The following is a 14,785-nucleotide window of genomic DNA, read 5'->3' as shown; positions in this document are numbered from 1 at the left end:
GGGACTCTCCTACAAGCTCAACAAGCTAGCGCTGGCGATAGTTCTCTGTTTCTGCAGCGCCGCCAGGGCCTCACCGGTCATCAGCGATATTGCCGCCGTTGGGCACACCGATACACAGGCCGGGCCATCTTCTCGCTGCTCGCAGAGATCGCACTTCACGATAACCGGCGGATGCACTGCCGATGTCTCGATAGTAATCGCGCCAAATGGGCAGGCGACGACGCAGCTCTGGCAACCAATGCAGCGCCCGGCATCGGCCTCGACCCGTTCGGCGCCCATCGCTAATGCGCCGGTCGGACAGACCCCGACGCATGGCGCGTTCTCACACTGATGGCACATCACCGGCACGCTCAACGCATCGAGTCGCATCACCTTCAATCGCGGATGAAATTCCGCCCCTTCCGCTACATGCTCCAGTGCGCAGGCGACTTCGCAGGTACGACAGCCGATACAGGCCTGTGAACTGGCAAGAATAAAATGGGTCATCACCGCTCCTTATGGTCAAATCGCGCCAGCATTTCGCTTGCGGCCTGGCGCCCGGCAACCATTGCCGTCACCACCAGATCGGCGCCATGTACCGCATCGCCGCCGGCATAGATTTTGTCATGGCTGGTCTGCGTGGTGCCGCGACCTTTGCCGCCCGTCACAATCTGCCCCCAGCGGTCAAGTTTGATGCCGTGCCCCCGCAGCCAAGGCATGTCGTGGGCCTGGAAACCAAACGCCAGCACCAGCACTTCGGCCGGGAGTTCGAATTCTGAACCGGCAATTGGCCGCGGGCGGCGGCGGCCATCCGGCCCTGGTTCACCCATTTCGGTACGGATCATCCCGACGGCGCTGACCTGGCCTTTACGGTTACGCAGGATATATTGCGGCTGAACGTTAAACTGAAACGCCACGCCCTCCTCTCGCGCGTTCACCACCTCTTTTTTCGAGCCCGGCATGCTTAACTCATCGCGACGATAGGCGCAGGTCACGCTCTCGGCTCCGCGACGCACCGCGGTGCGCAAACAGTCCATCGCCGTATCGCCGCCGCCCAGCACCACCACCCGCTTCCCCTTAATGTCGGTTAACGGATATTCGGCGCTCTCTTCAAGACCCATCACCTCACGGGTATTGGCAATCAGGAACGGCAGCGCCTGAATAACACCCGGCGCGTCTTCGCCATCGAGACCCGCGCCCATCAGTCCGTAGGTGCCGACACCTAAAAAGACCGCATCGTAGTTAGCCAGCAGTTCGCTAAAGTCCACGTCGCGCCCCACTTCCTGATTGAGATGGAAACGAATCCCCATGTCGCTGAAGATCTCGCGCCGCAGCGCCATTACCGTTTTTTCCAACTTGAAAGACGGAATGCCGAAAGTCAGCAGCCCGCCAATTTCAGGATGTTTATCAAAAACATCAACCTGCACCCCTGCGCGCGCAAGAATATCCGCGCAGCCCAGTCCCGCCGGGCCGGCACCGATAATAGCCACACGCTCCCGACGCGGCGCCACCTCGCCTGTGGTTGGCCGCCAGCCCATCGCCAGCGCGGTATCGGTGATATAACGCTCCAGATTGCCAACCGCCACCGCGCCGCCTTCGTTTTTCAGCGTACAGGCGCCCTCACATAGCCTGTCCTGTGGGCAGACCCGGCCGCAAATTTCCGGCAGTGAACTGCTTTGATGACAGAGTTCTGCGGCCTCAATAATTTTTCCCTCACGTACCAGTTTGATGAAATCGGGAATGTGGTTGTGTAACGGGCAGGTCCAGTTGCACCAGGCTTTTTGCGCACAGTACAGGCAACGCTCGCTTTCATATTCGGCATCACATTCGCTAAGGCGCTGGTAGATCTCGGCAAAATGCCCTTTTCGCTCCTCCGCGGCAAGCTTCTTCGCCCCCACCCGCGGCGCTTTATCCAGGAACGCTTCGCGCCTTGCGCCACGACGCTCGGCCAGCGGCTGCCCTTGGGCGGAGCGGATTTGTCTTTCCCGCTGCAACCGTTTCAGCCCGCTCTCGTCCATTACGCGCAGCGCCTGAGTCGGGCAACTGGCCACGCAGGCCTGCTCTGCTGAGGGGCGGTCGCGACAAAGATCGCATTTTTGCGCCAGTTGCGGGCCATCTTCCCCGCTGGCGACCATCTCGATTGCGCCAAATGGGCAAGCGACGACGCAGTTTTTGCAACCGATACACTCGGACTGGGTAAACTGGATGCTGTCGTTGGCGACATACAGCGCCTGAGTCGGGCAGGAGGTGGCGCAAGGCGCGTCGTTGCAATGGTGGCAAGTGGTCGCAGTACTGGTATTCCGGTGGAAGACAACATGGATGCGCGGAACAAACGCGCTGCGCTGTGCCGGCCAGGCATCCTGATGATGCGCCGTGACGCAGGCTACTTCGCAGGCATGACATCCAATACAGTTCGCAACATCGGCCACAATAAATCGATTCATTTGCTTCCCTTTTATTCTTCTGGAATAGTCTTAGGGATCGATTGCAATATTCGGGCGATATTGGGCGCTCACCTTCTGCTGCTATTCATTTTTGCGAGTCAGCTCAAATTATTACTCTCCTGTTACTTTCGAATAAATAAAAGCTCATCAAATCACCGGGATGGCATCTCAAGCCAGCCCTGACTTTTTATCATTTTTATCTTCTTAGCGCTTATTTCGCCTACCAAAATGAGACTGCATATATCTCAAACTGATATTCGCCATTTTTATTTCTGATGCCCGCTCGCAGCGCTAAACAGGCCAGCAAGAAATAAACATGCCAACCCGTGATTGATTTCACAAATATATTATTCCACTGCCGCATCGCTCATTTTTGGCACAGCTTACGCATAACCCTCCTAACGCATAAGCAACTCCGTGCGCGTTATACGCTGATGAACATCATCAGCAGAGGGAGGCAATGGCCTTCGAATCGTAACTTCTCCCCTTTCAGTTCGGCACGGGCAGAAGTCGTAAAGGAGACAACTACTTCATGAAAGATTTTGCCATTCCGGCCTCACGCAATACGGCGACTGTCGCGCCGGTCGATGAGGTCCTGCCAATTACGCAAATGATTCTCTATGGATTGCAGCACGTGCTGGTGATGTACGCCGGGGCGGTGGCGGTACCGCTGGTGGTGGGTAACGCGGTCGGTTTGCCTGCGGAGCATATTATTTTGTTAATCAGCGCCGATTTGTTTATTTGCGGCGCCGCGACCATCGTGCAATCGATGGGCATCAAGCAGTGGTTGGGCTGCCGCCTACCGCTGATCCAGGGCTGTACTTTCGCCGCGCTGATCCCGATGGTGCTTATCGGTAAAGAGTACGGTATCGGGGCGATCTCCGGCTCGGTTATCGTCTCGGGTATTTTTATCCTCTGCTGCGCGCCGTGGATTAGCCGTCTCATTCGCTTCTTTCCGAAGGTGGTGATGGGCGGCATCGTAACGCTGATCGGCCTCTCGATTATGCCGGTCGCGGGGGGGTGGATCGGCGGCGGCAGTAGCGAGATGGCCGGTTTCGGCGATCTCTTCTCGCTGCTGATGGCGGCCATCACGCTGGTCATTATTCTTAACCTTTATACTTTCGCCACCGGCGTGGTCAAAAACACCTCGGTGCTGATCGGTCTGGTGATTGGCACTATTTTATGGAGCTTCTTCAAGCCGCTGGATTTTAACCTCGTCAATGCTACGCCGTGGCTGCATCTGCCACAGGTGATGCAGTTCGCCCGGCCTGAGTTTCATATCGTGCCCGTCGCCCTGCTGTCGATGGTCATGGTGGTGGTGATGGTCGAAACCATGTCGTCCATCATGGCGACCGGCGATATCGTTGGTAAACAGGTCACGGCCAGCATGCTGCGTAACGGCCTGAATACCTGCGGACTGGCGACGACGATCTGCGGCTTCTTCAACCTGTTTCCCTACGCGGCCTTTGCGCAAAACGTCGGCCTGATTGGCCTGACCGGCGTACGCAGCCGCTTCGTGGTGTCGGTCTCCGGCGTCATTCTGATGCTGATGGGCATTTTCGCCAAAATGGCGGCGCTGGTGGTACTGATTCCGAAACCGATCCTCGGCGGCGCCGGTATCGTTATGTTCGGCATGGTTGCCGTTTCCGGTATTCGTACTCTTGGTCAGGTCAACTATCGCAACAATAACAACGGGATGGTCGTCGCACTCACCCTTGGTCTCGGCATGATGCCGGTATTGGTGCCGAATCTGTTTACCCAGTTCCCGCCAATGATGCAGCTGTTTCTGCATAGCGGCATCACTATCGGCACCCTGACAGCAATTGTCGCCAACCTGACGCTGAACGGCAGCGTGCCGTTCCGTATTTCTCACGATGTCCCGGAACCGGACCCGGCGCCGCCGAGCGCGGCTGCCCGCAACATGGCCGTGCGTACGGTGCGCATGTGGCTGCTGCTGCGCAAGGTACAGAAAGGTCAAACCGCCGCTGACGGCCAGGAGTGATTATGTCTATGTCGCAACGTCTGCTTTTTGCACTGTTGATGATGGCCCTGATGGCGGTTCCCGCCATCCAGGACGCCATTACCCTCGGAATTAACAGCCGTTTTATCTATCTGTTGCCGTACTATTTTTAAGGAGTCACACGATGGAAAAAGTCACCACCGTCTGTCCCTACTGCGCCGCTGGCTGTAAGCTGCGGCTGGTTACGGACGACGGCATGGTCGTCGGCGCCGAAGCGGCCATGGGGAAAAACAATCAGGGCACCCTGTGTCTGAAAGGCTATTATGGCTGGGACTTCATTAACGATACCCAGATCCTGACCCCGCGTCTCAAAACCCCCATGATCCGTCGCCAGCGTGGCGGCAAACTGGAAGCCGTCTCCTGGGACGAGGCGCTCGATTATGTCGCCACCCGCCTTGGCGCCATTAAAGAAAAATATGGCCCGGACGCGATCCAGACCACCGGCTCCTCCCGCGGGACCGGCAATGAAACCAACTACGTGATGCAAAAATTCGCGCGCGCCGTTATTGGCACCAATAACGTCGACTGCTGCGCTCGCGTCTGACACGGCCCTTCGGTTGCAGGTCTGCACCAGTCGGTCGGTAACGGCGCCATGAGTAATGCCATCACGGAGATTGATAACACCGACCTGGTGTTTATCTTCGGTTACAACCCGGCGGATTCCCACCCTATCGTGGCGAATCACGTCATTAACGCCAAACGCAACGGGGCGAAAATCATCGTCTGCGACCCGCGCAAAATTGAAACCGCGCGCATCGCCGACATGCACATCGCGCTGAAGAACGGCTCGAATATCGCGCTGCTCAACGCCATTGGCCACGTCATTATTGAAGAGGATCTGTACGATAAATCCTTCGTTGCCAGCCGTTCCGAAGGCTTCGAGGAGTATCGCAAAATCGTCGAAGGCTACACGCCGGAGTCGGTGGAAGAGATAACCGGCGTCAGCGCTCAGGAGATCCGCGCCTGCGCCCGGATGTACGCCAGCGCCAAATCCGCCGCCATCCTGTGGGGCATGGGCGTCACCCAGTTCTACCAGGGCGTGGAGACCGTGCGCTCGCTGACCAGCCTCGCGATCCTCACCGGCAACCTCGGCAAGCCAAGCGTCGGCGTCAACCCGGTACGCGGGCAGAACAACGTCCAGGGCGCCTGCGACATGGGCGCGCTGCCGGATACCTATCCGGGCTACCAGTACGTTAAGTTCCCGGAAAACCGCGAGAAGTTCGCTAAAGCTTGGGGCGTCGACAGCCTGCCGGAACATACCGGTTATCGCATCAGCGAGCTGCCGCACCGCGCCGAACACGGCGAAGTCCGCGCCGCCTATATTATGGGCGAGGATCCGCTGCAGACCGATGCCGAGCTTTCCGCGGTGCGCAAGGCGTTTGAACAGCTGGAACTGGTTATCGTCCAGGATATTTTCATGACCAAAACCGCCGCCGCGGCCGACGTCATCCTGCCGTCCACCTCGTGGGGCGAGCACGAAGGCGTGTATACCGCAGCGGACCGCGGCTTCCAGCGCTTCTTTAAAGCGGTGGAGCCGAAGTGGGACCTGAAAACCGACTGGCAGATCATCAGCGAAATCGCCACCCGGATGGGCTATCCGATGCACTACAACAACACCCAGGAGATCTGGGATGAGTTGCGGCATCTGTGCCCGGACTTCTACGGCGCTACCTATGAAAAAATGGGCGAGCTTGGCTATGTCATGTGGCCATGCCGCGATGAGTCCGACGCCGACCAGGGGACGTCGTATCTGTTTAAAGAGAGGTTTTCTACACCGAGCGGTAAAGCCCAGTTTTTCACCTGCGACTGGGTCGCGCCGGGAGATAAACTTTCTGAACAGTATCCGCTGGTGCTGTCGACGGTGCGCGAAGTCGGCCACTACTCCTGCCGTTCGATGACCGGTAACTGTGCGGCCTTAAGCAGGCTTGCCGATGAACCGGGCTATGCGCAAATCAACACCGCCGACGCCGAACGGTTAGGCATCGAGGATGAAGCGCTGGTGTGGGTCAACTCGCGTAAGGGGCGCATCATCACCCGCGCGCAGGTCAGCGATCGGCCGAATAAAGGCGCGGTGTACATGACCTACCAGTGGTGGATCGGCGCCTGTAACGAGCTGGTGTCGGAGAACCTGAGCCCGATAACCAAAACGCCGGAGTACAAGTACTGCGCGGTTAACGTTGAGCGGATTGCCGATCAGCGCGCGGCGGAACAGTACGTGATCGACGAGTACAACAAGCTGAAAGCCCGCCTGCGCGAAAGCGCGATGGGTTAAGGTTCGAGCCTTTGTACCATTGAGTAGCCCCGGTAAGCGCTAGCGCTACCGGGGATTTTCCCGGAGGCGGCGCATGGCGCCTTGTCCGGGCTACCCAATCGCACAACGCTGTAGCCCCGGTCGACACTAACGCCACCGGGGATTTTCCCCGAGGCGGCGCATGGCGCTTTGCCGGCGACCAAGTCACACAGCGCTGTAACCCCGGTATAAGATCACGATTTAATCGCGTGTTGAATGGAGTCAATGATCGGCTGATAGCCGGTACAGCGGCACATATTGCCTTCTAATACATCCTTTATTTGCGCTTCGTCCGGATGCGGCTCTTTGGTTAATAATTCGGTGGCGCTCACCAATACTCCTGGCGTACAGAACCCGCACTGCACACCGCCCTTCTCAATAAATGCATTCTGTAATTTCTGGGTAATCGGATTATCGTTTAACCCTTCGAGCGTCTCGATCTCCGCTTCATCACACTGTTCGGCCAGTACCAGGCAAGAACAAACGGCGTTACCGTCCATCAGCACCGTGCAAGCGCCGCATTCGCCAATCGAACATCCCTCTTTGGTGGCGGTAAGATGCAATGTATCCCGCACCAGATCCAATAAGCGCATATTGCCTTCTACTTTTGCTTCCACCAGCTTGCCGTTTACCTTCACTTTAATTGTGCTCATAGCTTTATCCTGTACAGGGCGCTCTGGCGCCCTGATTGAATCATTAAATCCCTGAGGCCCGTTGCGCCTCGGCCATCATGTCGCGGAACATATTGACGAATACCGGCTGCTTATATGCCGCCGACCAGCGCTTACCAATGGCCGCATAGATAAGCTTGTCCAGCATCTCGCAGGCGCTATTAATCGTGTCGCTATTTAACGGTTTCCCTAGCAGGCATCGTTCAATATCCAGCAGCCGCTGCGGTTTACTGAACAGCGCGCCATCCACCAGACGGCAGTAGCTCACCGTGCCATCATCGGCAAAATCAAGCAGCGCGCTCAGGCTCTGACGGGTGATGTTGAGCGCGTTGCGCCGCCCTAACTGGTGATAGAAACCTTTGGCCTGCGGACGCGCCGGTGGCGGCAGTATCACTTTGGTCAAAAGCTCATCCGGCTGGCGCTGGGTCTTGTAGCCAGACAGCAAGAACTCGGCCAGACCGAGGGTACGTACGCCATTTAACGAGCGCAGTTCGATGCGCGCGTCATAGAGGATGGCAGGCGGAATGGAATCGCCGCAGGGCGCGGCGTTGACGATATTACCGCCGATGGTGGCGCGGTTGCGGATCTGGTGCGAACCGACGGTATGACAGGCCTGCACCAGCAGCGGGTAACGTTCGCGCAGCAGCGGATGATCGGTAATACGGTTAAAAGTCATCGCTCCGCCAATGATGACCTCATGGCTGACCGGATCCTCGCTCACCTGCGTCAACTCCGGCAGACGGGAAATATCAACCAACCGCATCGCGCGGGTTTGCAAACGCCCCTGCACAATCACATCGGTACCGCCGGCGATAGCCGTCACGCCCTCTTGCGCCAGCAGGGTTAACGCCTCCTGCAGGCTTTTCGCGCGAGTCACTTCCACGTCAGTGAGGCGCAGCACCTGCTTCTTGTTTTCCGCCTCCAGCATCATTTCGCTTTGGCGAACCGGCTTCTTCAGGTTGTAGCCGAGGATCACCTGTTCGAGGGTCAGCGGTAATTTATTAAACCGCTGCTCAAGGGCAAAACTCACCGCGTTATTGATAGCCGCCGCCGCGAGTTCAGTGGCCGGCTCGCCAATCCCCTTCGCCCCCAGAGGCCCGGCGATATCCGGGTTTTCTACGCCGATAATCGTCATCGGCGGAATGTCTTTCATCGTCGGCAGCAGGTAGCTGTCGAAGTTTTCCGATTTGACCTGGCCGTTTTCAATGTTGAAGTCTTCCAGCAGCGCATAGCCGAAACCCTGCGCCACCCCACCATAAACCTGGCCTTCAAAACCCACCGGGTTGAGTACCCGGCCCACGTCATGGGCGGCGGTAACGTGCAGCAAATCGGTTTTACCAGTGCTGGTGTTCACCCGTACCTCAGCCACCTGGCAGCCGTAGACCCAGGTAAAGTACGGGCTGCCGCAGCCTTTTTCTTCATCCCAATGAATGGGCGGCGGCACAAACCAGCCGTACTCGGTCAGGCTGACGCTGGCCCATTTGGTCCTATTGACCGCGGTTTTGAAGTCAATACGCCGTTCACTGTCCTGGGCGTTGATGATAAAGCCATCCTGCCACAGGGTTTCTTCCAACTCGCGGGTGCCGATGCTGTCGCCGACGACGCTGAGAATACGGCGCTTTATCTTGTCGGCGGCGTCAAGAATCGCCCCGCCGCCGACCATCGTTCCGCGGGTGGCCGCCGTCGATCCGCCGTCGCCGATAACCGAGGTCGGCGGCTCCATAAAATGCAGTTCCGATAGAGGAATACCAAAGGCTTCCGCGGCGATTAGCGACATCGCGGTTTGCAGACCCTGACCGTTTTCCGATACCGATGTCGCCAGATTGACGCTACCGTCTTCATTCACCTGAATGAGCGCCGTCGAGGTATCTACCCCTTCCGCGCCGATGGAACAGCCGCGGTAGCTCAGCGCCAGGCCAATACCATATCGATAAACATCGCCTTGTTGGTTCAATTCACGATAGTGCTGGCGTTTTGCCGCAAATTCCGAGGCATTCACCGCCTTGCTCAGGACTTCAATCGCCGAGACGGTGTGTTTATCAAACCGCTGGCCGGTGACCGAGGTATCGCCCTGACGCAGCGCGTTCACTTCACGCACCGCCACCGGCGAGAGATTGAGCGCTTCGGCAATTTCATCCATAAAGGATTCATTGGCGTAAACCACCTGTGGTGAGCCAAAACCACGCATCGCCGAGGTATAGCTGTTGTTGGTATAGACGGCTTTGACGTCAATATGGACGTTATCAATATTATACGGCCCGGCAGCTTGTACCGAAGAGCGCCAGGTGACGAACGGGGAGGACGCCGCATAGCCGCCGCTGTCGGCAAGAATATCGATTTTGATCGCCAGAATGCGTCCGTTGTCGTCCACCCCAGCCCGATACTTCATTTTATAAGGGTGGCGCTTACAGCTTTCGATAATGGACTGCTCGCGAGTGTAGGCAAATTTCACCGGGCGACCGGTCAGGCGCGTCATCAATGCGGAACGGCAGGCCAGATGATCGATGATGTCATCTTTGCCGCCGAACGAGCCGCCCATCACCGCGCGTTTGACGTTAATCTGGCTTTGCGGGCAGCCCATAAACTTAGCCACGAAGCTGCGTACGCGGTGCGGGTTCTGAATAGAGCCGGAGATAATCAGGCTGCCATCGGTGGGGTCAAGCCAGGTCAGTACGACTTCCGGTTCGATGTAGGCATGTTCCTGGAAGCCCACTTCATATTCACGTTCAATCACGTGGCTAGCTTCGGCGAAGCCTTTGGCGATGTCGCCCTTAACGGTGTGGTGATGAGCGGCGATATTATCGCTGCGCTCCGGGTGAATTCGCCGGGCATCCGACGCCAGAGCGGCTTCTACATCCGTTAGCGGCTCATAAGGCGTGTAGCGCACATGTATTTTATCCGCCGCTTCGCAGGCAGCTTCATAACTGGTTGCCGCCACCACGGCGACGACATCGCCGTGGAAGACCACCTCGTCTTTGACGATGGGCAGATAATCTTTGACGATAATCCCCACGACCGGCGTACCGGGGATATCCTGCCAGGTGGCGATTTTTACCACGCCTGCAACATTCAGCGCCTCGCTGAGATCTATCGCCTCGATTTTCCCGGCGGGTATATCCGCAAAACGGCAAACGCCATACAGCATGCCCGGTAAGGTAATATCGTCGCCATAAACGGCCGTTCCTTTGACTTTCGCCAGTCCATCCACGCGCCGTAGCGGCGCTGAAGGTGAAGCACACATAACAGTCCCCTCAATGATTATCCGTTGCGGGCAATCCCGGGTACGCTAAACGTCGCGCTATCCACAACCCATGGGAAAAGCCACATCAGCGATAACAAATCCAAGATTTGTGCCAGAAATCAATGAGGTGCTGCTTGAGCTTCGTTTTTGTGAGTCGCCGCGCAAAATGCGGCTAAAGTGCGGAGAAAATAGCGCTGCTGAGGCCGCGGCTCGCAGGTCAGTAACATTTCGCCGCCATTTTTATCAAAGTGATAGCCCGGTTTTCTCAAATTAATAATTTTCCCGTGTGCTAGACGGTATAGATACGGATCTCGTGTTCACGGAAAGCATCCCGGTATTTACGGCTGATGTTTTCCTCCACGACCAGCACGTCAATGGCGCTGCTTTCAGCTACCACAAAACGCGCGACGGCGGGGATTTTATCTGAGGTTAAGCCAACGATAATTTCACTGCACTGTTTGATAACCGCTTTCTTAAATTCACAATCGGCGTGATCAAAGCCGGTTAAACCTGACTCCGGAGCCATCGCGCAGCCGCCAATAAATCCCTGATCGAAGAGGATCCCCTGCACCTGGGCCACCGCCGATGCGCCGACACAACCGCCAGCCGCGCGTTGCACCAGACCGCCAAGCATCACTACCTCATAAAGCGGTTTTTTAAGCAGAACCGCCGCAATTTCCGGGGAATTGGTAACCACGGTTAAGGCCAGTTCGCCCGGTAGCGCTTCCGCCATTGCCAGATTGGTGGTGCCGGTATCAATAAAAATACAGCCGCCCGGTTTAACTAGCTGTGCGCATTTCTGAGCGATCCTGCTCTTTGTTGCCCTATTTTTCTCTTTACGTTCGTTGTACTCCATGGATTCCGGCAGGGTCATCACCGCACCGCCGTAGACTTTCTTACAATATCCGTCTTTGCTTAGCTCATGAAGATCGCGGCGAATAGTGTGTTCAGAGACCTGTAAGCGCTGGGCCAGATCGGCGCAGACGACCCTACCGTCCTCCTGCAGGATCTGACAAATCAGCGCTTGTCGTTGCTGAGGAAAAGCAGCATAATCGAGCACAATAACTCCTTTAAATAAACATAACGAGCAGCAAAGAGCATAATCATTCACTCATGCGCATGCTGTCAACCCGACCCTTTACGAGGTAAACCATGAAAGTTGCCCATATCGCCCTCTGGACCCGTCATCTTGAGCAGCAAGCACGCTTTTGGGTGGAATTTTTTGCTGGCGAAATCAACGAAAAGTACCGCAGTAAAACCAATCCTGGTTTTGAATCCTACTTTGTAAAAATTGGCTCTGACGTGGCCATTGAGTTAATGAGCAAACCCGGCTTACAGGACTCGCCCCGCGATAACAACCATACGGGGTGGGCGCATCTGGCGATCGCCGTCGGCGGCGTCGATCAGGTTAATGCGTTAGCCAAACGCGCTGAAATGGCGGGCATTTTAGTCTCTGCCCCGCGCACTACCGGCGATGGCTATTATGAGGCGGTTATTAAAGACCCTGATGGAAACCTGGTGGAAATCGTCGCATAGTAAGGCAAATCCACATGAAGGAGTCGACCGTGGCACATTATCGCGTCATTGATAAAGCGAGCTGGCCTCGCCTGGATCATTTTACGTTCTACCGTACCTTTGCCAATCCCAGCTTCAATCTGTGCGTACCGGTAGAAGCGCAACAGTTGTACACCTGCGCGAAGGACCGGGGCGTCTCCTTCTTCCAACTGGCATTATTCGGCCTGTTGCGCGCGGCCAACGCCGTACCGCAGCTAAAACAGCGCTTGCGCAACGAAGATATCATCGAATATGACGCCATCTCGGTGATGACGCCGATCATGACGGCCAGCGAAGGTTTTCGCCAGGTATGGTGCGATAACGCCGCTGATTTCCCCGCGTTTAGCGCCGCCGCGACACCGCGCATTGAGGCCGCAAGAAGCACCAATCCCTCACCGCTTATTGTGGAAGAAGAAAATTTCTTTTGCGCCAGTTGCCTACCGTGGCTGCACTTTAGCGCCATGACCCATGCGGAATACTACGTTGGCGCGGCGGTGCCCGCCCTGACGTGGGGAAAACTGAAAAATGGCATCATTCCGGTTGCCGGCCGATTTAATCACGCTTTTGTGGATGGCCTGCACGCCAGCCGTTTTTATGCCGAAGTCGAATATTATTTCGCTAACCCGCAGGCCCTGTGGCTGCCGGTTGAGGCCCGCGAGTAGCTGCCGCGGTATAAAGAACAATTCACTATGACTTCCCCGAAAACCGGCATTATATTGCCGGTTTTTTGCTAATGCGAAATAGCTATAAACCATAGCGTTTCGTTGTTAGACAGTATTCAGCGCGCCTCTTATCTTCGTCATGAATTGTAAATAACAACGCAATCATTTGATGAGGTAGCACTTTTGTCCAGATTACGGCAAGGATTAAAAACCAGACAAACGCGCTTCGCGCTGGCGTTGAAAGTGGCGCTACTCGGTAGCATGGTGGCATTTTCTTCTGTCGCCAACGCCGACGATATTCTCAAAGAAGGGATCACACCCGCAACCGATGCCAGCCAGATCCCGGCCAGCGCCAAACTGCGTAAAGACACGGTGGTGGCCGGCATTTCCGAACCGCAGGGGATCTTTAACCCTTACTTCTTCGTCAACGGCTGGGATGAGAACGTCACCAACGTTATTTTCTCGCGCCTGATTGACTGGGACAGTCAGGGTAAGCTGGTGCCGGGGCTAGCTGAGAGCTGGACGGTGAGCGCGGATAACAAAGTTTATACCATCAAATTGCGCCCTAACCTGACCTTCAGCGACGGATCGCCGCTCACCGCGGAAGATGTCGCCTTTACGCTGACCGTTCTGCTCGACCCGAAATATGACGGCGACACCGATATTACTCTGGCTAATATCGCCGGCGGCGCGGAATATAAAGCCGGTAAAGCCGATAGCGTGAGCGGCCTGAAAGTTATCGATCCGCTGACCCTGCAGGTTACTACCACCCAGCCTGGCGCGACAACGCTGGCGAAAATCGGCGGTCCGGTATTATCGAAAGCCTGGTACGGTAAAGGGTATCAACGCGGAAATCTGGATTATCTGCGTTCTCTGCACGGAAAACCGCTCGGTAACGGCCCTTATGTCTACGATAAATATATTCCCGGTCAGGAGATTCGCTTCCACGCCAACACGCATTTTTACCGCGGTACGCCGCCCACGCCGCGCTTTATCTATCGCGTGACCAATCCGTCTACCAATTTCCAGTTATTCCAGACCGGCGAAACCGACTACGACGCCTTCACCTCGCGCCCGGATGATATTGAGCAGCTTAAGATGCTCGGTTTTGCCAATATTAACCTCTACGGTTCCAGCGACTACAGCCAGGTGGAGTTCAACGTCCATCGCCCGGCGCTGCAGGATAAAAAAGTGCGTCAGGCGTTGATTTACGGGCTTGACCGGCAGAAGTTAATCGACGTGGTGTATCAGGGGTACGGCAAGGTAGCCATTGAACCGATCGCGCCTATCTCCTGGGCCTTCAACGCGCAAGGCGTCAACCCCTACCATTACGATCCGGCGCAGGCGAAAAAACTGCTCGATGAAGCGGGCTGGCTGCCTGGCGCCGATGGCATCCGCGTGAAAGACGGAAAACGGCTGGAATTGACCTTGCTTGCGAGCAAAAAAGTCATTAACGATGCGCTGATCCCGATTGCCAAAGAGAACTGGCGGCAGATCGGCGTGTTGCTGAAACCGCAGGTGGTTGATTTCAACGCGCTGATGGCGCAGCGCAAAGCGGGTAATTACGATCTGGCGTCGTTTAGCACCAGCACTCTCAACGATCCACATGACGGCGTGTGGGACTTCTACAGCAGCGAAGCCAAAGAGTCGGGCTACCACAATGCTGAAGTCGATAAGCTTATCAATGCGGGCAACGCGGTGCTGGATGTCGAACAACGCAAGCCTATCTATCACCAGCTATACCAGGTGCTGGCCGAGGATCCGCCGGTTATCCTGCTTGGATACCGGGAAATTCTTTCCGCCAGCAGCGCCCGGGTGACCGGCTTTAAGCCGGATATCTATAACGGCCTCACCGGCAGTTTGCCGGACGTGAAAATCGTGAAGTAAATCCCCCAGCCGCCGGCCACCCGGCGGCTGATGTGAG

11 protein-coding genes are annotated in these 14,785 nt (G+C 56.3%); 6 read left to right on the top strand and 5 right to left on the bottom strand.

The window, feature by feature from the left end; translation table 11 throughout:
• Positions 1-9: 9 nt before the first annotated feature.
• Together ABLV17_RS21325 and ygfT are read right to left on the bottom strand one after the other, a co-directional pair.
• Positions 10-486 carry a 4Fe-4S dicluster domain-containing protein gene (locus ABLV17_RS21325; protein WP_308958295.1) on the bottom strand — a complete coding sequence of 159 codons (477 nt, stop codon included), beginning with the start codon at positions 484-486 and terminating at the stop codon, positions 10-12.
• Positions 486-2,423: a formate-dependent uric acid utilization protein YgfT gene (gene ygfT / locus ABLV17_RS21320; protein WP_308958294.1), complete on the bottom strand. Its 1,938-nt coding sequence runs from the start codon at positions 2,421-2,423 to the stop codon at positions 486-488. The genes ABLV17_RS21325 and ygfT overlap by 1 nt, the downstream gene beginning before the upstream one ends.
• Before the next feature lie 532 nt (positions 2,424-2,955).
• On the opposite strand from ygfT, the gene ABLV17_RS21315 reads away from it, so the two are divergent.
• Genes ABLV17_RS21315 through fdhF form a run of 3 tightly spaced genes read left to right on the top strand, consistent with a single transcriptional unit; the run spans position 2,956 to position 6,715 of the window.
• Positions 2,956-4,425: a nucleobase:cation symporter-2 family protein gene (locus ABLV17_RS21315; protein ID WP_015366914.1), complete on the top strand. Its 1,470-nt coding sequence runs from the start codon at positions 2,956-2,958 to the stop codon at positions 4,423-4,425.
• 2 nt (positions 4,426-4,427) lie between these two features.
• A complete protein-coding gene (locus ABLV17_RS21310; RefSeq protein WP_015366915.1) occupies positions 4,428-4,556 on the top strand; it encodes a hypothetical protein in 129 nt (42 codons plus the stop codon).
• An 11-nt stretch (positions 4,557-4,567) separates the two neighbouring features.
• Positions 4,568-6,715: a formate dehydrogenase subunit alpha gene (gene fdhF, locus ABLV17_RS21305; RefSeq protein ID WP_348854603.1), complete on the top strand. Its 2,148-nt coding sequence runs from the start codon at positions 4,568-4,570 to the stop codon at positions 6,713-6,715.
• Between the two features lie 212 nt (positions 6,716-6,927).
• Here the strand turns inward: fdhF and ABLV17_RS21300 are convergent, their stop codons facing one another.
• From ABLV17_RS21300 to ABLV17_RS21290, 3 genes are all read right to left on the bottom strand, one after another.
• Positions 6,928-7,386: a (2Fe-2S)-binding protein gene (locus ABLV17_RS21300; protein WP_045367023.1), complete on the bottom strand. Its 459-nt coding sequence runs from the start codon at positions 7,384-7,386 to the stop codon at positions 6,928-6,930.
• Positions 7,387-7,429: 43 nt separating this feature from the next.
• A complete protein-coding gene (locus ABLV17_RS21295; RefSeq protein ID WP_308958423.1) occupies positions 7,430-10,645 on the bottom strand; it encodes a molybdopterin cofactor-binding domain-containing protein in 3,216 nt (1,071 codons plus the stop codon).
• 289 nt (positions 10,646-10,934) lie between these two features.
• Positions 10,935-11,705, bottom strand: a complete 771-nt coding sequence (locus tag ABLV17_RS21290) for a DeoR/GlpR family DNA-binding transcription regulator (protein ID WP_015705204.1) — start codon at positions 11,703-11,705, stop codon at positions 10,935-10,937.
• Positions 11,706-11,797: 92 nt separating this feature from the next.
• On the opposite strand from ABLV17_RS21290, the gene ABLV17_RS21285 reads away from it, so the two are divergent.
• The 3 genes from ABLV17_RS21285 to ABLV17_RS21275 all read left to right on the top strand — a co-directional run bounded on the left by ABLV17_RS21285 (position 11,798) and on the right by ABLV17_RS21275 (position 14,748).
• Positions 11,798-12,181: a VOC family protein gene (locus ABLV17_RS21285; RefSeq protein WP_113375034.1), complete on the top strand. Its 384-nt coding sequence runs from the start codon at positions 11,798-11,800 to the stop codon at positions 12,179-12,181.
• Positions 12,182-12,210: 29 nt separating this feature from the next.
• A complete protein-coding gene (locus ABLV17_RS21280; protein WP_213793711.1) occupies positions 12,211-12,861 on the top strand; it encodes a CatA-like O-acetyltransferase, family 1 in 651 nt (216 codons plus the stop codon).
• Between the two features lie 183 nt (positions 12,862-13,044).
• Entirely contained in the window at positions 13,045-14,748 is a 1,704-nt protein-coding gene (locus tag ABLV17_RS21275) for an ABC transporter substrate-binding protein (RefSeq protein WP_308958422.1), read from the top strand.
• The last annotated feature ends 37 nt before the right edge of the window (positions 14,749-14,785 follow it).

This window comes from Klebsiella sp. CN_Kp091 (assembly GCF_040065095.1).
Taxonomy (GTDB): Bacteria; Pseudomonadota; Gammaproteobacteria; order Enterobacterales; family Enterobacteriaceae; genus Klebsiella; species Klebsiella aerogenes.
This window is presented reverse-complemented; position numbering and strand designations above follow the sequence as displayed.